Source organism: Streptomyces sp. NPDC002573, from assembly GCF_042889625.1.
GTDB classification, from domain to species: domain Bacteria; phylum Actinomycetota; class Actinomycetes; order Streptomycetales; family Streptomycetaceae; genus Streptomyces; species Streptomyces gibsoniae.
Window position 1 is genome coordinate 125,567 of the sequence record NZ_JBIARC010000003.1, and the last position, 21,335, is coordinate 146,901.

A 21,335-nucleotide genomic window follows, 5' to 3' on the forward strand; every position below is an offset into this window, starting at 1 on the left:
TGGCTTGAGGTAGATTGACACCAGTCGAAACCTAGATCGTTGCCGCGAGGAGGGCCACTGTGACCGAGCAGATGGGCCGTAGCCTGGCGGACAAGCTGAACCACTTGTTCGCGATCGTCAAGCCCCGTCGGGACCAGGAGTACAGCAACGAGTACGTCGCGGCCGCCATCAGCCGGGCCGGCGTCGCGATCTCCCAGAGCTACATCTGGCAGTTACGCAAGAACAAGAAGACGAATCCAACGCTCAGGCACCTTCAGGCTCTCGCAGATTTCTTTGGCGTGCCTGCCGCCTACTTCTTCGATGACGATGTGACAGACCGAGTCGAAGGACAGCTGAGCCTCCTGCGAGCGGAGCAGGAGCGCCTGGACAAGGCAGTCGGCAGCGGCGACGTCAAGCTCATGGCCATGCGCGCGGGCGAGCTGTCACCGGAGCGACGCAAACAGGTAATGGATCTCCTCGACGTCGTCTACCAGTTGGAGCAGGCAGAGCGACGAGGCTTGTGACTTGGCAACATAGGCAAGGCCGCTGACGTCCGGAGGGGGGACCGCCGCAGCGGACCAACTGATACCTAATCCGTCGGGGAGGGCAGATTGAAAGAACGAGAGCTGCGGCGTCGATGTAAGCGCGAGCTCCGAGCACTGGGCATCCATCCTCCGTTACAGGTCGATGTCCTGTGCCAGCGCCTCGGGGAGCGTCGCGGACGTCCCATCCGGCTCGTGCCCTACTCGCTTCCAGTACCCGGGCCGTTCGGCGTATGGCTGGCCACGGCCTCGGTCGACTACATCCTGTACCAGCAAGAGACCAGCAAGATCCACCAGGATCACATCGTCCTGCACGAGGTCGGACACATCCTGGCGGATCACAAAAGCGACGACGCCGACGACAAGTTCTGGCAGCAGATGGCGCCAGACCTGTCTCTGGACGCCGTCAGACGAGCACTCCGTCGAACCTCCTACGACCACGAACACGAGCGCGAGGCCGAACTCGTCGCCACGATCATCCTCGAATGGGCCTCGGTGCTCGATCACGTGACGCCTCGCAGGCCAAGCCACCCCTCGGTGCAGCGCGTACAGGCCGCCTTAGGCGATCGGCAGGGATGGCTGTGATTGCCATTGGGGTGGTTCTGGTTATGGCTCTGAGCTGGAAGCTGTACCAGTTGGCCAAGGCGCCCGAGGACGGCCCGCTCCGCGCGGTCACCCTGTGTGTTGCGTGCGTCGGCACGGCGTTTCCGCTTGGTTTCCGTGCCGGCGCACGAGCCTTCGACAGCCTTGCCGGGCCCGGCTGCGCCAAGCTGCTGCAGAACGTGCTCCTCCTAGCGGCCGCCTACTGGCTGATGTGCTTTTACCTCTACTCGGTCTCGGATCGCCGGGGTGGGCGATCTCGCGCCCGATGGGAGGCTCTGCCGCTCGCCGTCGCCGTCGCAACCATCTCGCTGGCCGTTCTTACCACCCCCGCGAGCGTCCGAGAGCACGTCTACGAGACGCAGGACATGAGCGTGCATCAAGTAGCGATCTTCTACCTGATTGCAGGGCTCTACTTGGTTTACGCCATCGCCTCCGCGCTGCGCTGGACCTGGCGCTACGCCCGCATGGCCACCCGCCCCCTGGCCAGTGGGCTGTGGTTGGCAGCCGCTGGCATGGCGGGCATGGTGGCAGTCTGCTCGGTTCGCGCGGCCTTCGTCGTGATCCAGTGGCGCGGCAGCCCAGTTCCGCATGGGCTCACTCAGATCGTGAACCTGCTCCTACTCCTCGCGATGCTGCTGTTCATGATCGGTGTGAGCTACCCCGGTGTCGTCACCCGGATCGCCGCACTGCGGATCTGGTGGCGCCACCACCGCCTGTATCGACGACTCCAGCCGCTATGGACGTTGCTCCACAAGGCGTACCCCGAGGATGCCTTGAATCGCGTGCCCGTCAGTCGATGGACCTACCTTCCCTCCGTTCGTGGCGTTCACCGTCGCTACTACCGGCGCGTCATCGAGTGCCGCGACGGCCTGGTGCGGATCAGCCCGTACCTGGCAGATCTTGGCGCCCACGACGTCGGCCAAAGGTCACCCGCAGCATTTGCCGAACACCTGCGGACCGCGCTCCAGACGCAGGCAGCGGGTAGCTCGGCGAGATCGACCGCGGTGCCGATCGCGATGCCACACAACGACGACCTTGACGCCGATGTCCGAGAACTCGTCGCTCTGTCAGACGCATTGAGAGACGCGTAACACACGAACCCCTGATCGGGAACCGGATGGTCCACGTCGAAGACCTCCGAACGCCGGGCCCGCGTTGGCCTTCTTTTCCCATGCCCCTGGCACCCCGGCTGGCCCGAGCAAAGCCGTCGGCTCGGGGGCCCTCCGCTCCCCGCAGCCAGACGCGGATTGGACAAGGAAACGGAAAATGGAGCTGTTGATCTCAGCTGGACAGGTGCTGACGGGCCCTGGTGGCGAATGCATAGCTGACGGAGCTGTACTCGTCAGCGGAAGCGCAATCGCTGCGGTTGGCACGCGGAACGAGGTTGAAGAAGTCGCCCCCGAGGGCGTACAGAGGGCGTCCTTCCCACAGGGCACGATTCTCCCAGGCCTGATCGACTGTCATGTGCACCTTGCATTCGATGCTTCGCCCGATCCGGTGGGTGCGTTGCGCGAGGCGGACGATCTGAGCCTGCTTCTTGGTATGGCCGGAAGGGCACAGCAACTTTTGGCGGTCGGGGTGACCACGGCGCGGGACCTGGGTGACCGAGGTGGACTCTCCGTGCGCCTTCGCGACGCGATCGCAGCGGGTGTTCTGCACGGCCCACGGATCCTTGCCGCGACAGCCCCTCTCACCCCACCTGGAGGGCACTGCTGGTTCCTTGGCGGTGAGGTTGCCGGCCAGGAGGCCATCAGGAACCGGGTACGACGCAATGCGGAGGCCGGCGCCGACGTGATCAAGGTCATGGCCACCGGCGGCGGACTTACCCGGGGCGGACCCGCGACCTGGCAGTCCCAGTTCACCACCGAGGAGTTGCGCCTGGTCGTCGAGGAGGCCCACCGGACCGGCCTGCCTGTAGCAGCGCACGCCCACGGCACGGACGGCATCGCGAGTGCCGTCGCCGCGGGGGTGAACACGGTCGAGCACTGCACATGGATGGTCGATGGCGGCTTCGAGATGCGCGGCGACGTCGTCGCCGATCTCATCGCTAAGGAGATCCACGTCTGCCCGGCTGCGAGCCCCAACTGGCGGCGCTTCGCCGAGCGGTTCGGCAAGGACCGTGCAGAGGAACTGTTCGGCCAAGTGAGGTGGATGGCCGAGCAGGGAGTTCGCCTGGTGGCCGGAACGGACGCCGGGGTGCCAGGCGCCATGTTCGACGGCTTCGTGAACGGTCTGGAGCTCTACGAGCACCTGGGCTTTCCCCGGGACCGCATCCTCGACATGGCCACCGTCGAAGCCGCCCGCGCTCTCGGAATCGACGCCGACACTGGACAGCTCGTCGCTGGCTACCGCGCCGACCTGCTCGTCGTCGACGGCGACCCACTCCGCGACCTGCAAGCGCTGCGTGCTCTCCGCCTCGTCCTGGCAGGAGGACGTCTATACAGCAACGGCACCGATGCGAATTGGTGACGGGGGCGACTTTGCTCCTCTGACAAGAGCCTGACCAAGTTCCATGTGCGTCCCGGGTCAGTGAGCAAGCACAGCCGACTGACCCGGGGCGCACCCATCAAACGCGGGCGCTCCTCTTCGGTGACTGGAGCGCGCTCTAGAGGAATCTCGACGCCGTCGGCTGTGAAGACGGCATCGAACGCTCTGGCGCACCTGTCGCGGTCGCATAGCAGGTTGGGGGAAGGGTCTCCATCTTCATGGCGAAACACGTACAGCCGCGTCCAACGGTGTCGGCGTGAAAGAAGCCCGCGATGCGCAGGAGGGAGGTTTTGACGGTCACGTAATTCCGCTCCGCGATGACTGCCGTTGGCGGGCTTCGAACGCTGATGAGCCGCCCGAGGGCGGCTGATACACCGTCTTGATCGTCGATCCCGAGCCGCCCAGCCCTTGTCACCTCCAGGCGGAGTTGCGGCTCGGCGGCCATGACCCGAACAGGGACTCGTAGTCGTCGCCGGGCTTGACGGTGAGTACGAAACCGGGCGCGGTGGCAGAAACTGCAGCACTTCCGGCGCCGGACTGACCCCTCGCCAATGTCCCTATTTGGCGCGTCGGATAAGAGACCAATCCAACCAAGAAGCACCTGGAAGTCTAAAGTGGAGATTTGTGTCCGTTTTTCATGAAATTGAGCAGGTAGTTCCGGGCGGCAGGAGCCACGCGAAGACTATTGAGCTGGCGGCTCATCCCGATAATCCACGCCCGGACCTCGGCGACTTAACCGAGATGATCCAGTCGATGAGATCGGTCGGCGTGGTGCAGCCCCTGGTGGTGGTGACGCGGGAGGCACATCTCGCCGCGTACCCGGATCACGCGTCCGCGATCGGAGGCGCCAGGTATGTGATCATCGCTGGGCATCGTCGTGCCGCAGCGGCGGCTGCGGCGGATGTATACGAGGTGCCGATCGAGGTCCGTCCGGAGCTGTCTCACGAGGGGCTGGATTTAGAGGTGATGGCGGTGGAAAACCTCCAGCGCCGTGATCTCAATCCTATTTGAGGAGGCGGGTGCAGTTCCTGTGAGGGTTCTGTTTTGATCACGCCGTGAGTCGGTATCGTGCCTGGTGGTTGCGGATGAACTCCTGCTTCTCGTGCCAGGCCCAGTAGGCGTCGAAGTCGCCGTTGGATCGCAGCGCGCGAAGCTTCAGCACGGCCTCGGCCCCGGCCAGGCCCCAGCGGGCTCCGGTGATGTCCAGACGGTCTTTCACCAGGTGGCGGCAGGCGCCTTCACTGATTCCAGTGGCGATGGGCCAGCCGGCCGCGAGCGCGGTGTCGTAGCGCAGGTATTCGGCCTTGTTGGCGAGGTAGGCCACGGCGTCGTCGATGCCCTTGTTCTTGCCCGCTGCGATGCCGGCGGCCGTCGCGGCCGCTCTGATCTGCTCGGCGGCCTGAATGGCGCCGCCGGCCAGGATGGTGCGGCCGGTCCGGGCGACCCAGGCCTCGATGGTCTTGTCGCCGGTGGTGTGCAGGGCGTGGGCGGCGCCCCACAGATACTCCAGGACATGAATGATGTCGATGACGATGTGGACGCCGATGCCCCTGGCCGCGGCCTGCTCGTTGATCAGGTCGATCTGGTGGGGTGCGCCGTCGACCAGGGCCACCCAGGTCCGCGTGTGTCCGGGATCGCGGGATTCGGCCTGGTCGAACACTGCGGCGACGACTTCGGCGGCGGTGTCGTTGACGGAGCCGCACAGCCATTTAGTGCGGGCCTTCGGGCCTTTCCGGCGTTCGGGGCCATCGTTGCCGCCCGCGCGGTCGGGGTCGGCGATGATGTCGTCGACGTCGCGCACGGCCGGCTCGGCGTCATAGACGGTGCCCAGGGTCGCCATCCTCTCTGTACCCATCTCAGTTCGGAGCGGCGACCGCCCGGCCCCGAGCGGCCGGTGCGGGCTTAGGATTCAGCTGGCGCTCCGCCAACTCGCCGAAGAGCAGGCCGAATCCGCCCCACAGGACGATCTGGATGGCCAGGGCCGAGAGACGGAACCGCCACAGCAGGGTGGCCGGGAAGTCCTTCGGCACCTCGTTGATCACCGGGAGGAAGGCATACGCCAGACCGATCACGACGGCGAAGCCGACGACGGCGACGACGGTCGCGTACCAGTTGCCCAGTCTCGGTGCGAGCCGCTTGCCCACAATGGTGGCGGCGATCGCCAGGAGCACGCTGAGCAGCATCATCAGGAAGTACAGCGTGGTCCGCTTGCCGATGGTGTCGGGGTTGCCGACCGACGGCGGGTTGGCCGGGTACTTCAGGAACGGCACGACGTACACGGCCAGCAGCGCGCAGCCGGACAGCAGCAGCGCGGTCGCCCGCGGGGAGAAGCTGGCGACCCTGCCGAGCGCGAAGCAGAAGGCGAGCGCGGCGATACCGCCGAACGCGACTCCGTAGACCAGGACGCCGGTGGCGAGACCGGCGGTGGACTGCAGCGAGCGGGAGACGACTTCCATCTCGTGCTCGTGGGAGTGAGCTGCCTCGAAGCTGATCGCGCTGTCGACGTCCGGCTCACCGAGAAGGTAGGCCACGACCAGGGCGAGCACACCGGCGGCCAGGCCGCCGAGCATGCCCCGCACCAGAAGGTTGCGCACGGTTGCGGAGTTCATGGGTGTGCGGCGTCCCTCGCGTCAGTGGCAGGGGAAGCCGAGCAGATGGCGGGCGTCGTGCACCCACTCGTGGACGTCCGTGCCGTTGAACACGGAGGTGGCGCCCTGCTCGGCGCCGACGAAGTACAGCAGGATGAGCATGAGGATGCCGAAGAAAACCGCCCAGGGAGCTATCGCGTTCAGCGGCAGCTTGGCGGGAACGACGGGGCTGGTGGCTGTCGGCTGGGCGACGGTCTGCGCCATGGCAGGACCTCCTCTGGGAGTTCGCGTCCCATCTCGGTGGTGCACACGACGACGGCCACGGGTCTGACTCACGAGCCGCCCCGGGAGGCGTCTCGCATACAGTGGCGCGACCGTGCCGGATTTCCACCGGCTTCCGTCGTACCGTCGTCAATATCGGAAAGACCGTACCGCGTGTCGGGTACCCGGCCAAGACCGCCTCCCCTGGCGTGATCTTCCTCTCCACGCCAGGCGGACGATCAGTTCGCTCACCAAGCCGTCTCCGTGGCGGTGCCTTGTCCGGCGAGCCCCAGTTCGCGGTCGCCGAGGGGGGCGAAGAAGCGTTCCACGTCGGCGTCGGACACTTCGGCGAGGGTCGCCGGGGACCAGTGCGGGGTGCGGTCCTTGTCGATGATCTGGGCGCGGACGCCCTCCACCAGGTCGTGGGTGCGCAGGCCAGCGCAGGAGACCCGGTACTCCTGGTCCAGGACCTGTTCCAGCGTGCCGAGGCGACGGACGCGGCGCACCGCGGCCAGGGTGACCTTGAGGGCAGTGGGCGACCGGGAGAGCAGGACCTCCGCGGTCTCCTTGGCCGTCTGACCGCCGTGAGCGAGAAGCCGGTCGAGGATCTCCTCGACGGTGTCGGCGGCGTAGCAGCTGTCGATCCACTCCCGCTGTCCGGCCAACTCTCCGGGCGGCGCGGGCTGTACATGGCGAGCGAGGACGTCTCGTACGGGCGTCTCGGCGAGGTCGCCGAGGAGTTCGGGGACCGAGGTGGACGGTACGTAGTGGTCGGCGAGGCCGCACAGCAGGGCGTCGGCGGCGCCGATCTGCGCGCCGGTGAGGGCGAGATGGGTGCCCAGCTCACCCGGGGCGAGGCCGAGCAGCCGGGTGCCGCCGACGTCGGGGACGAAGCCGATGCCGGTCTCGGGCATCGCGACCCTGGACCGCTCGGTGACGACCCGGACGCTGCCGTGCGCGGACACGCCGACCCCGCCGCCCATGACGATGCCGTCCATGACGGCGACGTACGGCTTCGGGTAGCGGGCGACATGGGCGTTGAGGCGGTACTCGTCGCGCCAGAACGCGGCCGAGGCGGAGCCGTCCCCGTCGCGTGCGTCGTCGTGGACGGCCCGGATGTCGCCACCCGCGCACAGACCACGCTCCCCCGCTCCGGTGATGACCACGGTCTCCACGGCCGGGTCGTGTTCCCAGGCGGTCAGCGCCTCGTCGATACGGCGGACCATCGCATGGTTCAGGGCGTTGAGTGCCCTCGGCCGGTTGAGGGTGATACGGGCGGCCCGCCCGGTGACGTGGAAGAGGACGGGTTCCTCGCCGCCGGTCATCCGAATGCCTCCGTCAGGCCGCGGGCCACGATGACGCGCATGATCTCGTCGGTTCCTTCCAGGATCTGGTGGACACGCGGGTCAGCTCACGGACGATCTTCCGGTGCCCACCTACATGCTCGCTCGGCTCGGCACCGGCGTCGAATCGCACGTCGCCGCTCGCAGCAAGGGAATGCAGGACACCAGGACGAACAGGCCGAAGAGCGTGATGGGGGTCAGTCCGACCGGTTGCAGCAGACGCACCGGATCGGCCTTCACCGAAGGCCAGTTGCTGATCCAGTTCGCGGCCACGTCCAGCGTGATCACTACGCTCCCCAACCAGATGCCGCTTCGCCGCACGAGTCCCACCAGCACCACGACCAGCGGGTCGAGGACGACAAGGCTCACGAAGTACGCCCGAATCGACGCGTGCGGAAACGCAGCATAGGCATGGATACCGCCACGAACCAGATCACTGATGTGAGCACACGTACCTTCGCCGAAACCGGCCAGGTAGACCACGAGAGCCCATCGTGCCCACCGCGGCAGCCCTCTCCACTTGTCCCGCAAGCTCGCCCCCATTCAAGGAGCCTACCCGCGACCGTCCACACGATCGAACGCGGCCACCGGCTTCGCGCGAGCCGGGGGAGCTCTCCGTCCATCCCGAAGGCGTAACGGCTCCGGAGTGCGAGCGGGCAGCGCCGATCACACATCGAGGCCCTCGCGGTCTGGGGCCATCCGCGCTGGCCCTCGGTGGTGTGCGCCGATGTCGTGGTCCCGGATGCTGCCTGTTTCCTGGCTTGTACGGGTGAACGCAAGTCGCTTGCGGATGTCGGGTTCTACGCTCGGAGGTTCAGTGCGGTGGCTGGGCTCGGGGGATCGGCATGAGCGGCGTTGAGGTGCCTGGCGGGGCGTGGTTCGTCAGTCACGCGGGGGCGGATCGGGCCTGGGCGGAGTGGGCGGCGTGGCAGTTGGTCGATGCCGGTTTCCAGGCGGAACTGGACTACTGGGACTGGGGTGCGGGTGACAACTTCGTCCTGAAGATGAGCGCCGCTTTGGAACGGGGGTGTTTTCTGGCGTTGTTCTCCCCGGCCTACTTCGAGCCGGACCGGTTCACCACGCCCGAGTGGACCGCCATCATGGCGATGAAAGAGAAGATCACCCCGGTTCGTGTGGCGGAGGTCGTCTCGCCGGCGATCCTGCGCCCCCTCATCGCCCGTGATCTGTTCGACTTGGGCGAGGAGGCCGCCCGCCGGGTGCTGTTGGAGGCGGTCAGCAGCCCGCGTCGGCCGACCGTTGCACCGGCCTTTCCCGGGGCGTTGCGGCAGCTGGGTGGCAGCGGTCCCCGCCTGCCCGGCTCGCTGCCGCGGGTGTGGAACCTGCCCGCCCGCAACGCCTCCTTCACCGGCCGCGACACCCTCCTTGTCCGGCTGCGTCAGACACTGGCGGCCAGTAGTCGCGTGGCAGTCCAGGCATTGCACGGACGTGGCGGGGTCGGCAAGACCCAGCTCGCCGTCGAGTACGCGCACCGCTTCGCCGGCGAGTACGAACTGGCCTGGTGGATCGCCGCCGAGGATCCCGCCCTCATTCCCGATCAGCTCGCCCAGCTCGCCACCCGCATCGGCGCCGCGCCCGCCGACGCACCCTCCGCCGACGCCGTGGACGCGCTGTCGGGGGAGCTGCGCACCCGTTCCCGCTGGCTGCTGGTCTTCGACAACATCGAAGACCCCGAGCTCCTGGCCCCCTATCTGCCGGGTGGTGGTGGCCATGTGCTCATCACCTCCCGCAGCCCTCACTGGCAGGCCCACGCCAGCCCGCTGAATGTCGACGTCTTCACCCGTGCCGAATCGGTCGCCCTGCTGCATGCCCACGGCGCCGTTCTGAGTGAGAGCGACGCCGACCGCCTCGCCCGGACCCTCGACGACCTCCCCCTCGCCCTCGTCCAGGCCGCCGCCCTGCTCACCGACGGTCTGTCCGCCGCCGACCTGAGCGCCGAACTGGCCCGTAACACCGCCGAGGTCCTGGCCGAGGGCCGCCCCGCCGGCTACCCCGTCTCTCTGGCCGCGCAGGTCCGCCTCACCACCACCCGCCTGGAATCCGACCACCCTGGCGCGGCCGCCCTGCTGGCCGCCCTGAGCCTGCTGGCTCCCGAACCCTTCCCCGTCACCACCTGCGCCGGCCACCTCCCCGCCAACGCCTCCACCCCCCTGGCCGACGCCCTGACCACCCGCCTGACCGGCAGCACAGCGCTGCGTGCCATCACCCGGCACAGCCTGGCCCGGGCCCAGGACGGCACCCTTCAGCTCCACCGCCTCACCCAGACCGTCCTGCGCGACCACCTCACGCACGACCAACGCGAACAGGCGGGCCGGGACGCCGAAGCCCTCCTGACGGCAGCCAATCCCAGAAGCGTCGTGCGTCCCTCGACGTGGCCCGCATGGCGGGCGCTGCTGCCTCATCTCCTCGCTGTGGACCCGGCCCTCATCACCAGCGAAGCGGGACGGGATGTGGTCCGCGATGCCTGCTGGTATCTGCTGGATCGCGGCCAGGCCCGCACCGCCCGAGCCCGCCTCCAGCAGCTGCACCACACCTGGTCCCGGCAACTCGGCCCGGACCACGAAGGCACCCTCTGGACCGCTCATTACCTCGCCCGCGCCCACGACGACACCCAGGACCACGGGCGTGCCCGCGCCCTGGACGAGGACACCCTCCAGCGCCGCCGTCTCCTCCTGGGCGACGACCACCCCGACACGCTGACCACCGCCTCCAACCTGGCCAGCGATCTGGCGGAGCTGGGGCGGGCGGAGGAGGCCCGCACCCTGGCCGAAGACACCCTGACCCGGCAGCGGCGGGTACTGGGCGACGACCACCCCGACACCCTGAGCACCGCCACCAATCTGGCCATGTATCTGGCAGACGTGGGGCAGGTAGAGGAGGCACGCGCTCTGGCCGAAGACGCCCTGACCCGACGGCGGCGGACACTGGGCGACGACCACCCCGACGCCCTGCGCACCGTCAGGTTCTTGGAGCAGTTGGATGCGGCGCGGCGGGATGCCGACATCGGGGAGTGATCAGTCAGCACACCGGCGATCCCCAAATGACGAGTTGTCCGATTTTGGTCCGAGGGTGTCCGTAGGCGTCCACGAAACGGCCATCCGCTGCTCAGAGGCGTTCCGGGACTCCAGCGGACAACGGCGGACAGGCTCGGAAACGGCAAATTCAGACCACAGTTGAGACCACAGACTTGGCTCCCCCTTCAACGCGCGTATACGGAAGCCGTCGACGGCTGCCCAGGAGAAGTCCACGGCGTTCGCGCTGCGCAGCCTGGCAAGGAGGACCTCGTGCAGCCCGGGCCACACCCCGGCCTCGGTCCACTCGGCCAGGCGACGCCAGCACGTACGCCCGATCCGAAGCCGAGTTCCTGCGGCAGGTGTTCTCAGCAGATCCCGGTGTGCAGCACGAACAGAATGCCCTGGAACACCACCTGGTCCGGCTGCCGCTTGCGTCCCGGACAGCGGGCCCGGCGTTCGGCCTTTGGCAGCAGCGGCTCGATCACCGCCCACAGCTCGTCGTCGACTTCCCACGGCTTCGGCCGCGCCACCCCGCACCCCCAGATCGTCAGGCCTGTCGTCAGGAGTTCTCAGGCAGCTTCAATTTGCAGGCATGGAAGCCCGCCCTTGTGGTCACCCGCGTCCTCCCCAAGCCCGAGCCGGGTCAACGGGTGGTGGAATCACGCGAAGACGGCATGCACGCCCTCAGGCACTTCTACGCGTCCGTTCTCCTCGACGCCGGGGAGAACGGACGCGAAAGGAGTTCGACGGCATGTACGACCACGACGCGGCCGGTGAAGGGAACGACGGCCCACAGACGGCCCACGCGGCATGAAGACACCCGGACCAGTGGCATACCCGCTGGTCCGGGCCTATTCGGCGCCGTCCGTTGGTCACTTTCGCCAGAACAAGTGGTGCGCCACTCCGCTCGGGCTGGGCACGACCTCCAGATGGAATCGGTCGAGCAACTCGTCGGGGGACTCCCAGAGTCGCAGTCCGGAGCCGAGCTTCACCGGCGAGACCGCCACATGCAGGGTGTCGACGAGGTCGGCGTCAAGGAACTCCCGGATGGTGGTGACTCCGCCGCCGAGCCGGACGTCCTTGCCCTGCGCCGCCTCTCGTGCCTGTTCGAGGACGGTTGCCGGGTCGCCTTCGACGAAGTGGAACGTGGTGTCGGAGAGCGTGAACGCAGGACGCTTGTGGTGGGTCATGACGAACACCGGGGTGCGGAACGGCGGCTTGTCACCCCACCAGCCGCGCCACTCGTCGTCGTGCCATGGCCCGCGCTGGGGACCGAACTTGTTGCGGCCCATGATCTCTGCGCCGATGTTGCGCGCGTAGTCCCGCGTGAAGTAGTCGTCGAGGCCCCGGCTCCCACCAGGGTCGGTGCGCATCGGCCAGCTCGCCGTGGCGCCGGCCCAGGCGAACAGTCTCTCGGGATCGACGTGGCCGAAAGGACGCTCGAAACTCTGGTCCTCACCGGCGCCGATTCCGTCGATCGAGACGTTGAAGTTATGGACTCTCAGTAGCTGAGACATGTGTTCCTCCCGGGTTGTCGTTTACGAGGGTGAGACTTTCGGGGCCGGAAAAACTCATCTGGGTCCGCGACCGGTCAGGATCCAAGGCACCTCTTCACGTCCTCCGTCCCCACCCGGTGGGAGGTCGGTCGAGGACCGTACGGTGCAGCGCGTGATCGAGAGGTTCTCGGCCTCACGCGCGGTTGTGGTCGGCAGGTACTTCGTTCGGCGGCAGGGATGGCATCGATGAGCGTTCCGGTGACTCGGCGGCGCACCCGGTCATCAGTGACTTGGTCCAGCGACCGCAGATCGATCACCAGCGTCACTCCTCGCCGTTGTCGGCCCAGATGTCCGAACGCATGGCGTCTTGAGCCTCCGAGCGCAGGTCCAGGTATCTGCGGGTGAGCTCCTCCAACTCATCGCTGTCGAGCCGCGCCCCCGCGCTCACAGCGTCGCGCATCATGCGGACTGCCCGACTGCACTCCGCAGCGAGGCCGACGACAGCACGCGGAGCGAGAAGCTCCAACTCGTGGCGGGACACATAGCAGTGGGTGCAGGCCGCACGTGTCATGTACACGAAGGGGCCGCCCGCCCACGGGGAGAGCGATGTCAGACCCCACCGGTACGGTCGTGCCATGAGAGCTACAGGAACATTCACTGTCAAAGCGTTCGTCCCGACCGAGCTGAAACCGGACCCGGCTGTGTCCACTGGACTTCCGGTGGGTGTCGCGACGATGGAGAAGCGCTTCGAGGGCGAGGTCGCCGGCCGCTCGGCGACCTTGTTCACCGCTGCGTTCGACCAGACGACCGGCGTGGGCACCTATGTGGCCATGGAGTCGTTCGAAGGCTCGCTGTGCGGCCGGCCCGGCGCCTTCAACTTCGTGCACTCGGCGACGACGTCCGGCAGTGATCGCACAGCGGAGTTCTTCACCATCGTGCCCACGAGCGGCACGGGAGAGCTGGCCGGGATCTCCGGCGCCGGAGGAATGACCGTCGACGCTGACGGAACGCATCGGATCTGGTTCGACTACGAGTTGGAAGCTGGCCGATGACAGTTGAAGCGCATGACGCCAGGGCTGTCGGCCTGCGCATGTAGGAGGCATTCGATGGACGGGACCTGTCTGCCCTGGAGACGATCCTCGCGCCGGACTTCATCAGCCATTCGCTGAGAACGACCGGTATCGGGGTCGTCGCAGATGCCTGGGCCAGGATGTTCGCTGCCCAGCCCGAAATCCAGCATGATGGAGATCTGCGGCAGGTAACCGGACTGGCTATGACTCCTCCCTCAATCGCGCCCAGGTATAGGTGTCCAGGCTGTCGCGGGGACCCAGGCGGGAGAGTTCGGCGCCGTCGCGCCCCAGGGCGACGACGACGGGACGGACTCCGCGGCTGATCTGGGAGGACGCCCAAACAGCGATCAGCATGCGCTGCTCGGGAACCGCGATCCGTCGGCCGCCGACGAGAACGTGAGCCACATCCCGCCCGAGGCGCACTTTGGCGCAACTGATCAATGGCGCCATGGTCATGGAGTGCGGGGGGTCAAGACTGCGCGTGAGGCTGAGTACGCCCCCGCCGCTGCAGACGTCGAGCACATCGACGTCGACAGGATCGTCTCCGGGGCAGCCGCCACCTCCTACGTGCCGCCACTGCTCGTCGTACCGCTCCACAAGCGCGATGTGCTCACGCATCCGCGGTGACTTCGGACGCCACACGATCCAGATCTCCCCGACACCGGCGGTGATGTCGACATCGGCCGACACCACGGTCAGCACGCGCCGCGGCAACCACCACGGATGAGGCTCCCCTCTGGCCAGCACCCGCCGCACCACACCCCGCAGAAGACGCTCCACCCGGGGGCCCATCAACACGGCCTCTCCCCATGCCCGCATGCGCCTGCGATACCCAGCACGCGGGGGCACCAAGCCCGAGTGACAGTTCACCCCCGGTAGCTGGTACGCGACTTGGGCGCAGACGTCGTACTGCCTCGCAGAAGCGAGTTAGCGGAACCAGGGTCCGTCTTCAATCGCGACGTGATCCACCATCTGGCGATCCTTGAAGACGGACCTTGACGCCGTTCGCCGCGGTGTGCGGCCCGGTTGTCAGAGCCGTGTGGAACACTCGCCATCGCTGCTCGAGCAAATGGTCGATCAAACGGTGACCAAGGGGGATTGCCTTTCATGAGCGTGAGCATTGCTTTCATGAGCGCGACGAGGGAGGAACTGGACAGGGCTGACAGGGAACCGAGTTGGGGCCGGGAATACGTCTATGAGCTGTACGCCAGCGATCCGATGCCGGATCGTCCTCACGGCGGTCCGGGCAAGGCGTGGGCCGGCCTGCAGTTCCTGCTCGACGAGGCAGAAGTGAATATCGAATTCCTGATGGACGGGTCCCCGATCCTGCGGGACGGCACCCTGTTCGGATGGTCTGCGGAGCAGATCGAGAGCGTGGCACGGCTTCTGCGGGCGACCCCCTGGGAGCGGTTGGCGGCCCACTACGCCCCGGAGCGGATGACCATCGAGGAGGTGTACCCCAACACGTGGCAATTCGATGCCGAGGGCGAGCTGGACTGGCTTGAGCACTCCTACGAGGAGCTCGTCGCGTTCTTCGATGAGGCGGCTGAACGCGGTTATGGGGCGTTCATGGGCTTCAGCTTCTAGGCCCCCTCCATCCGATCCGGAGCCACCGTGCGCGTTCAACGCCTTGGGCGCGTGCCAGTCGGAGTGCGCAGGCTCTCGCGGTGGGCCCGGGCCGTGGCCATCAGGCCGTCCAATGCGTCCCGGGTCCGCACGAGTTCGTCGATGTACTCGGAGAGCCGGTCGCGCTCCTGCGCCATCCGATCGAGAGCCGCATCGGAATTGCCCTCGCTGGGCGCGTCGACGCAGGGCAGCAGCTCGGAGATCGTACGACTGGACAGGCCCGCCGTGTACAGGCGCTGGATGAACCGCACCCGCTCCACCTCGGCCTCCGTGTAATGCCGCTGCCCACTGGCGCTACGGCTGCTGGTCAGCAGCCCCTGTTCCTCGTAGTAGCGCAGCGACCGCACGCTGACGTCGGTACGCGCCGCGAGCTCGCCGATCCGCACGACTGCCTCCCCTCGTGAACCACGCCACATCGCTTGCCTCTGACATCCATGTCAGGTTTTAGCGTAGCGCTGTGCCCGGCAACCGGGCACAGATGTACGGATGGAGGAGCCCGTATGACGACGTTGTTCAGCAGCTACCGCCTCGGTGACCTGACCCTGCCCAACCGGATGGTGATGGCCCCGATGACCCGTGTCAGGGCCGCGGCCGGCGGCCTTGCCACACCGTCCATGGCGACGTACTACGCGCAGCGCGCGACGGCCGGAATGATCGTGTCCGAGGGCGTGCAGCCCAGCCTCGTCGGGCAGTCCAGCCCGGGCACGCCCGGACTGCACACCGACGAGCAGGTCGCCTCATGGCGTGCCGTGACGGACGCCGTGCACATCAATGGCGGACGGATCTTCGCCCAGCTCATGCACGGCGGTCGGGTCTCGCACCCCGACACGACCGGCCACCAGCCCGTCGGCCCCTCGGCGATCGCCGCAGTGGGCGACGTCTTCACCCCGACCGGCCCGCAGCCGGCGCCCCTGCCCCGCGCGCTGGACACCGCCGAGGTGCCCGAGCACGCCCACGCGTATGCCGAGGCAGCGCGCCGCGCGATCGACGCGGGCTTCGACGGAGTCGAACTCCATGGCGCCAACGGCTACTTGATCTCCCAGTTCCTCTCCTCCAACGCCAACCGGCGCACCGACCGCTACGGCGGCTCGATCGCGAGCCGAATCCGGTTCGCCGTGGAGGCCGTGACCGCGACCGTGGACGCGATCGGCGCGGCCAGGACGGGCATCCGCCTCTCGCCGGGAGGTGGTTTCTGGGGCGTCGAAGAGACCGACGCACTCGCCCTCAACACGGCGTTGCTGATAGAGCTGTCCCGTCTCGGACTTGCCTACGTCCACCTGGAAGCGACCACGCACGAGGAGGTGCTCATGGGCCTGCGCCGCGCCTGGCCCGGGGCTTTGATCATCAATCCGGTCCTCCCGATGGGCCCCAAGCAGACCGGCCGCGAGGAAGCCGACCACTGGCTGGGCCTGGGCGCCGACCTGATCAGCTTCGGCCGCGGCTTCCTGGCCAACCCCGACCTCGTCGAACGCCTCCGCGTCGGCCTTCCGATCGCTCCCATCGACGAGAGCACGTACTACCAGGGCGGCGATGCCGGCTACCTGACCTATCCGGCCTATCAGCACACGGCGTGACAGTCGCGCGGCGGTCGGGTCCACCGGACCGCCGCGACAGTGATCGGGGACGCCTGGGGCGGTTTACTGTGTCCTGCCTGTTCAAACGGGTGGGCTGAAGCGTTGGTCGACGTGGTGCGTGTCATGGAGGCGCTGGCGGAGCAGGGCGTCACAGTGCTGTTCAAGGCGGATGCGGAACGTATGCGTGACGGAGTGAGGCCGTAAACCTTCGTCGCGCTCGGTGGCCCGTTCCACGAAGACCTGTCGTGCGTACTGACGCCCCCTCGGTGGAAGCTTGCCTGGAGCGCTGCTTGCCGCAGCTGCGTGCCCGGGGTCTGGTCATCCCCGAGTAATCGCGACTCGGCCATGTCGCCGCTCCGGCTCGTGCCGTGCCGCAGGGCATAGGACGGCAGATCGCTGGCGACGGCAGCGCCGTCGGTGCGCAACTCATCGGCGAGTACGTCCAGGACGGCGGCTGTCTGACCTGGCCGTGGAACAGAACGCTGGTGCGCACGCGAGCTGATTATGATCTTGGTCATGTCTGTGCAGAACTCTGACAAAATCCTTTCCCGCAAACAGAGGCTTCAGGAGAAGCAGCGCCGCCAGTTGGCGGTGGTCGACACCGTGGACAAGGCCGAGGCCAAGGTCCGCAAGGCAGAGGTCGAACTGGCCTTGGCCGTCGCCGAGGCAGTGCAGGTGTTCGGCAACGAGCAGTCCGCGTCCGAGGGACTCGAGATGCCGGTCGAAGCGATCCAGCGCTTCCTTGGCATAGCCCAGGACGAGGCCGCCGACGCCGACAACCTCGCCGAGACCGCCGACAGATCCTGAGCCTGGCGATCGGGAGCCGTGCCGCGAGAAAGGTGTCGGCCGCCTCTGCCCGAACTCCCGACTCGGCCGCAGGCCACACGTCCGCCCCACCCTGCCCGGCTCACCCGACGTCATCCACGGCACCGCACCCCGTGATCCAGTGATCGCGTCGACCAAGCCCGGCCGGCCGCCGCCCCTCCAGGGCGGCGGCCCTCACCCTTCTCGAATCAGCCGCCCGTTCACTGGTCAACTGCCGTGCTGCCGACCGAAATACCCTCGGCACCCACCACGGCCGAGTCCATCAAAGCGGCCCAGCCATCCCTCCGTGGGGGGCATGGTGGCCGAATGCATAGCTGACCCTCGAACTATGTTGCCCCGCCACATGTGCGCCTGACCTGCGTGTTTCTACGGTGTGCCGACACGTACCCGTCCCCACCGCACACGAGGAAGTGGCGCACATGGCATCCCCGAACACCGCTCCCCCACCCCCGGCGAACCTCCCCCGCATCGTCGCCGCCAGCCTCATCGGTACCACCATCGAGTGGTACGACTTCTTCCTGTACGGATCCGCCGCCGCGCTCGTCTTCAACAAGCTGTTCTTCCCGGACTCCGACCCGCTGGTCGGCACCCTGCTGTCGTTCCTGACGTATGCGGTGGGGTTCGCCGCACGTCCGATCGGCGCTCTGGTCTTCGGGCACTACGGTGACCGGCTCGGGCGCAAGAAACTGCTGGTGCTCAGCCTGCTGTTGATGGGCGGTGCGACCTTTGCCATCGGTCTGTTGCCGACCCACGCGACGGTCGGCGCCGCCGCTCCCGTGCTGCTCACCGTACTGCGGTTGGTGCAGGGGTTCGCGCTCGGCGGTGAGTGGGGCGGTGCCGTGCTGCTCGTGTCGGAGCACGGTGACGCGCGGCGCCGCGGCTTCTGGGCCTCCTGGCCGCAGACCGGTGCGCCCGCCGGACAGCTCCTTGCCACGGGTGTGCTGTCCCTGCTGACCGCCACGCTCTCCGACGACGCGTTCGGGTCCTGGGGATGGCGCATACCGTTCCTCCTGTCCGGAGTGCTGGTGGTCATCGGTTTGTGGATTCGTCTGTCTGTCGATGAATCGCCCGTCTTCCAGCAGGCGTTGGCGCAGGCAGAGGCCCGGAAGGCGGCCGGCGACGCCGACACGGAGAAGCTGCCGCTGGTGTCCGTCCTGCGTCACCACTGGCGGGACGTGCTGGTCGCGATGGGCGCGCGGATGGCGGAGAACATCAGCTACTACGTGATCACCGCCTTCATCCTCGTCTACGCCACCACGTCGGCCGGCGTCTCCAAGCAGACCGCTCTCAACGCCGTACTCATCGCCTCCGCCGTGCACTTCGCCGTCATCCCGGCGTGGGGCGCGCTGTCGGACCGGATCGGCCGCCGGCCGGTCTATCTGCTGGGCGCGGCCGGAGTCGGTCTCTGGGCGTTCCCGTTCTTCGCGCTCATCGACACGGGCAGCTTCGGCAACCTCGTCCTCGCCGTGACCGTGGGCCTGATGCTGCACGGGGCGATGTACGCGCCCCAGGCGGCGTTCTTCGCCGAGATGTTCGCCACCCGCATGCGCTACTCGGGTGCGTCCATCGGTGCCCAGTTCGCCTCCGTGGCGGCCGGGGCCCCGGCGCCGCTCATCGCCACCGCTCTGCTGTCGGACTACGGCAGTTCGACGCCGATCGCTCTGTATGTGATCGCGGCGTCCGTGCTGACCCTGGTCGCGGTGGGTGTCGCGAAGGAGACTCGCGACCGCGATCTGGCGCGGGTCGAGGCCTCCGCCGAAGCCGCGTCAGCGGACACCCGGGCCGCGGATGCCCGTACCGCCTGATCTCCGGTTCCTTCCGCCGGTCCCGGGCGTCCGGACGCCCGGGACCGGCGTGCGTCCGGCTTCATTCGCGCGGTTCCGGGGGCCGTTCCGCCGGGGGGTGACGCGCTGCGGCCATGGCTCGGGGTCAGTGCCGAGTCGACGACAACCGGTGCAGCCGCAGGGCCAGTTGTATCTCCAGGGCACGGGCCGGGCTCTGCCAGTCGTCGCCCAGCAGACGACTCACCCGCTCCAGGCGCTGCGCCACCGTGTTCACATGGACGTGCAGCCGGTCCTTGGTGCGTGCGGGGCTCATCCCTGAGAGGAAGTAGGCGTCGAGGGTGCGGACGAGATCGGTGCCGCGCCGTTCGTCGTAGGCGACGACCTCGCCGATCGTGCGTTCGACGTACCCGGAGATGTCCCTGTCCCCGGCGAGCAGCAGCCCCAGGAAGCCGAAGTCCTCGGCGGCGGCGCCGTCTCCCGCCCGCCCCAGCAGGCGCAGGGCTTCCAGACAGCGCTGCGCCTCCGTGTGGGCCGCGGCCACCCGGTCCGGCCGGGCGGCGAGGTCCTCGAAGGGGGCGGAGGCGCCGACGGTGACCGCCTCGTGCACGGCGGTGCCCAGTTGGCGGGCGGTGCGGCGGGCGAGGTCTGTCGCGGTGCCGCCGCGTTCCAGGGGAAGCAGCAGGACCGTACCGCCGTCGCGCACGGCGGCGAGACCGTGCCGGGTGGCCGCGAGATGGAAGGCGGCGGACCCCAGACGGCGGCGGGCGGCGGCCTCCTGGTCGGCGTCGTCCGCCGTGCCGTCGAGGCGGGCTGCGAGCAGCACATGGGTGGCGTCGAGATCGGCGCGCAGCCGCGCGGCCCGTTCACGCAGGACGCGCGGGTCGCGGTCGCGGGCGTCGAGGAGGTCGTCCAACAGCTCGCCGCGGACGCGTTGTTCGGCCTCCGCCGCCGAGCGGCGGGCGAGCAGCAGCAGGGAGGTCACCATCGCGGCGCGCTCCAGGGTGCGCTGGTCGACGGGGTCGAGCCGTGTATGGCCGCGCAGTACCAGGGCGCCGAGCAGTTCCCCGCCGGCCGCCACCGCGGCGACCCAGTCGTCCTCGTGTCGCACGGCGTGGCCTTCGGCGCGGGAGGCTTCCAGCGCCGCGGCGGGGGCGGCGTCCGCCTCGGCGAACTCGACCGTGCCATCGAGGACCTGGGAGACGGCCGCGGCCACGTCGTGCACACCGCCGCCGCGCAGGACGAGTTCGGCGAGCCGGTCGTGCACGTCCGAGGCCCGCTCGATGACCGCGCTGCCGTCACGGATGATCTCGTTGGCCCGCGCCAGCCGGGCAAGGGCCGAACGGGTCTCGGTGAGCAGGTTCGCGGTGTCGATGGCGGCGGCGGCCAGCGCGGCGAACGAGCCGAGGAGAGCGATCTCCTCCCGCTCGAAGACGCGGGCCCGCCGGTCGGCGGCGAACAGCACCCCTATGACCTGTGGGCCGATCATCAGCGGCACGCCGAGGATCGCCACGAGTCCCTCGTCATGGACACCGGTGTCGATCGTCCGTGTGTGCTGGAAGCGGGCGTCCTGGAAGTAGTCGGGCGTCACATAGGGGCGGGCGGTCTGGGCGACGAGTCCTCCGAGCCCCTCGCCCATGCCGAGGCGCAGTTGCTGGAACCGGGCGGCGACCGAGCCCTCGGTGACCCGCATATAGGTGTCGCCGGCGGCCTCGTCGTGCAGGGTCAGATACGCGACGTCGGTGCTCAGCAGCGAGCGGGCGCGCTGGACGATCGCCTGGAGGACGGCGTCGAGGTCGCGCAGCCCGGCCAGATCGTGGGCGGTCTCGAAGAGCGCGGACAGCTCCGCCTCCCGGCGGCGTCTGCCCTCCATCTCGGCACGCACGCGCAGCGCGAGCCGCTTCGCCCGGTCGAGCGCGTCGATGTGCTCGGGCGGCAGGCCCTCGGCCCGGGCGAGCAGCACCGGCTGCTCATAGGCGTCGGCCGATGCGCGCCGGGCCAGGAGCTCCAGGAACGGGGCCTCGGCGTGGGTGCCGAGGGGTGCCGCAGGCTGTGCGTGATCGCGTGACATGCCCCCAGGATGGCCCACCTTCGGGCCGGGCCCACCGGCCTTGTGGACAACTTCTGG

21 protein-coding genes, 1 pseudogene and 1 riboswitch are annotated in these 21,335 nt (G+C 68.2%); of the genes and pseudogenes, 11 read left to right on the forward strand and 11 right to left on the reverse strand.

The genetic code is table 11. The annotated features are described in order from the left end of the window. Positions 1-59: 59 nt before the first annotated feature. From ACFYX0_RS04235 to ACFYX0_RS04255, 5 genes are all read left to right on the forward strand, one after another. Positions 60-503 (forward strand): helix-turn-helix domain-containing protein, encoded by a 444-nt coding sequence (locus tag ACFYX0_RS04235; RefSeq protein ID WP_311701487.1) that lies wholly within the window; start codon positions 60-62, stop codon positions 501-503. Positions 504-716: 213 nt separating this feature from the next. Then, a complete protein-coding gene (locus tag ACFYX0_RS04240; RefSeq protein ID WP_388966123.1) occupies positions 717-1,106 on the forward strand; it encodes a hypothetical protein in 390 nt (129 codons plus the stop codon). Further along, positions 1,097-2,215: an MAB_1171c family putative transporter gene (locus tag ACFYX0_RS04245; RefSeq protein WP_388966126.1), complete on the forward strand. Its 1,119-nt coding sequence runs from the start codon at positions 1,097-1,099 to the stop codon at positions 2,213-2,215. Before ACFYX0_RS04240 ends, ACFYX0_RS04245 begins: the two co-directional genes overlap by 10 nt. A gap of 175 nt (positions 2,216-2,390) precedes the next feature. After that, positions 2,391-3,593, forward strand: coding sequence for an amidohydrolase family protein (locus ACFYX0_RS04250; RefSeq protein ID WP_311701490.1), 1,203 nt, complete (start codon positions 2,391-2,393; stop codon positions 3,591-3,593). A 642-nt stretch (positions 3,594-4,235) separates the two neighbouring features. Next, entirely contained in the window at positions 4,236-4,622 is a 387-nt protein-coding gene (locus ACFYX0_RS04255) for a ParB N-terminal domain-containing protein (protein ID WP_311701491.1), read from the forward strand. Positions 4,623-4,659: 37 nt separating this feature from the next. Here ACFYX0_RS04255 and ACFYX0_RS04260 read toward each other — a convergent pair whose 3' ends face one another. The 5 genes from ACFYX0_RS04260 to ACFYX0_RS04280 form a co-directional block, all read right to left on the reverse strand. Further along, complete coding sequence (locus ACFYX0_RS04260) at positions 4,660-5,466, reverse strand: hypothetical protein (RefSeq protein ID WP_388966129.1); 807 nt, start codon at positions 5,464-5,466, stop codon at positions 4,660-4,662. Between the two features lies 1 nt (position 5,467). Next, positions 5,468-6,220, reverse strand: coding sequence for a CbtA family protein (locus ACFYX0_RS04265; protein ID WP_311700223.1), 753 nt, complete (start codon positions 6,218-6,220; stop codon positions 5,468-5,470). A gap of 21 nt (positions 6,221-6,241) precedes the next feature. Then, a complete protein-coding gene (locus ACFYX0_RS04270) occupies positions 6,242-6,463 on the reverse strand; it encodes a CbtB-domain containing protein (protein WP_311700222.1) in 222 nt (73 codons plus the stop codon). A gap of 36 nt (positions 6,464-6,499) precedes the next feature. Next, positions 6,500-6,644, reverse strand: a riboswitch (cobalamin riboswitch). Between the two features lie 64 nt (positions 6,645-6,708). Further along, positions 6,709-7,785, reverse strand: coding sequence for an enoyl-CoA hydratase/isomerase family protein (locus ACFYX0_RS04275; protein WP_388966132.1), 1,077 nt, complete (start codon positions 7,783-7,785; stop codon positions 6,709-6,711). A gap of 111 nt (positions 7,786-7,896) precedes the next feature. Further along, positions 7,897-8,286, reverse strand: a complete 390-nt coding sequence (locus tag ACFYX0_RS04280; RefSeq protein WP_388966134.1) for a hypothetical protein — start codon at positions 8,284-8,286, stop codon at positions 7,897-7,899. 362 nt (positions 8,287-8,648) lie between these two features. On the opposite strand from ACFYX0_RS04280, the gene fxsT reads away from it, so the two are divergent. Then, positions 8,649-10,835, forward strand: a complete 2,187-nt coding sequence (gene fxsT, locus ACFYX0_RS04285; protein WP_388966137.1) for an FxSxx-COOH system tetratricopeptide repeat protein — start codon at positions 8,649-8,651, stop codon at positions 10,833-10,835. 171 nt (positions 10,836-11,006) lie between these two features. Here the strand turns inward: fxsT and ACFYX0_RS04290 are convergent. From ACFYX0_RS04290 to ACFYX0_RS04300, 3 genes and pseudogenes are all read right to left on the reverse strand, one after another. Further along, positions 11,007-11,365 (reverse strand): annotated as a pseudogene (locus ACFYX0_RS04290) (transposase); the annotation flags it as partial. 342 nt (positions 11,366-11,707) lie between these two features. Continuing rightward, complete coding sequence (locus ACFYX0_RS04295) at positions 11,708-12,352, reverse strand: dihydrofolate reductase family protein (protein WP_311700218.1); 645 nt, start codon at positions 12,350-12,352, stop codon at positions 11,708-11,710. A 301-nt stretch (positions 12,353-12,653) separates the two neighbouring features. Continuing rightward, on the reverse strand, positions 12,654-12,968 hold the full coding sequence (locus ACFYX0_RS04300) for a hypothetical protein (RefSeq protein ID WP_311700217.1): 315 nt from the start codon (positions 12,966-12,968) through the stop codon (positions 12,654-12,656). Here ACFYX0_RS04300 and ACFYX0_RS04305 point away from each other — a divergent pair. Then, positions 12,967-13,383: a DUF3224 domain-containing protein gene (locus tag ACFYX0_RS04305; RefSeq protein ID WP_311700216.1), complete on the forward strand. Its 417-nt coding sequence runs from the start codon at positions 12,967-12,969 to the stop codon at positions 13,381-13,383. The two genes, ACFYX0_RS04300 and ACFYX0_RS04305, sit on opposite strands and share 2 nt — an antisense overlap. Positions 13,384-13,602: 219 nt before the next feature. On the opposite strand, the gene ACFYX0_RS04310 is transcribed toward ACFYX0_RS04305, so the two are convergent. After that, entirely contained in the window at positions 13,603-14,103 is a 501-nt protein-coding gene (locus ACFYX0_RS04310) for a hypothetical protein (RefSeq protein ID WP_388966139.1), read from the reverse strand. 405 nt (positions 14,104-14,508) lie between these two features. Here ACFYX0_RS04310 and ACFYX0_RS04315 point away from each other — a divergent pair, with 405 nt between their 5' ends. Continuing rightward, a complete protein-coding gene (locus tag ACFYX0_RS04315) occupies positions 14,509-14,988 on the forward strand; it encodes a YfbM family protein (protein WP_388966142.1) in 480 nt (159 codons plus the stop codon). 35 nt (positions 14,989-15,023) lie between these two features. On the opposite strand, the gene ACFYX0_RS04320 is transcribed toward ACFYX0_RS04315, so the two are convergent. Then, complete coding sequence (locus ACFYX0_RS04320) at positions 15,024-15,413, reverse strand: MerR family transcriptional regulator (protein WP_311700213.1); 390 nt, start codon at positions 15,411-15,413, stop codon at positions 15,024-15,026. 114 nt (positions 15,414-15,527) lie between these two features. Between ACFYX0_RS04320 and ACFYX0_RS04325 the strand changes: the two genes are divergently transcribed. From ACFYX0_RS04325 to ACFYX0_RS04335, 3 genes are all read left to right on the forward strand, one after another. After that, positions 15,528-16,601 carry an alkene reductase gene (locus ACFYX0_RS04325; protein WP_311700212.1) on the forward strand — a complete coding sequence of 358 codons (1,074 nt, stop codon included), beginning with the start codon at positions 15,528-15,530 and terminating at the stop codon, positions 16,599-16,601. A 516-nt stretch (positions 16,602-17,117) separates the two neighbouring features. Continuing rightward, positions 17,118-17,408, forward strand: coding sequence for a hypothetical protein (locus ACFYX0_RS04330; RefSeq protein ID WP_311700211.1), 291 nt, complete (start codon positions 17,118-17,120; stop codon positions 17,406-17,408). 437 nt (positions 17,409-17,845) lie between these two features. Next, positions 17,846-19,231, forward strand: coding sequence for an MFS transporter (locus tag ACFYX0_RS04335; protein ID WP_311700210.1), 1,386 nt, complete (start codon positions 17,846-17,848; stop codon positions 19,229-19,231). A 124-nt stretch (positions 19,232-19,355) separates the two neighbouring features. Here the strand turns inward: ACFYX0_RS04335 and ACFYX0_RS04340 are convergent, their stop codons facing one another. Next, positions 19,356-21,278, reverse strand: coding sequence for a GAF domain-containing protein (locus tag ACFYX0_RS04340; protein WP_311700209.1), 1,923 nt, complete (start codon positions 21,276-21,278; stop codon positions 19,356-19,358). Positions 21,279-21,335 lie beyond the last annotated feature (57 nt).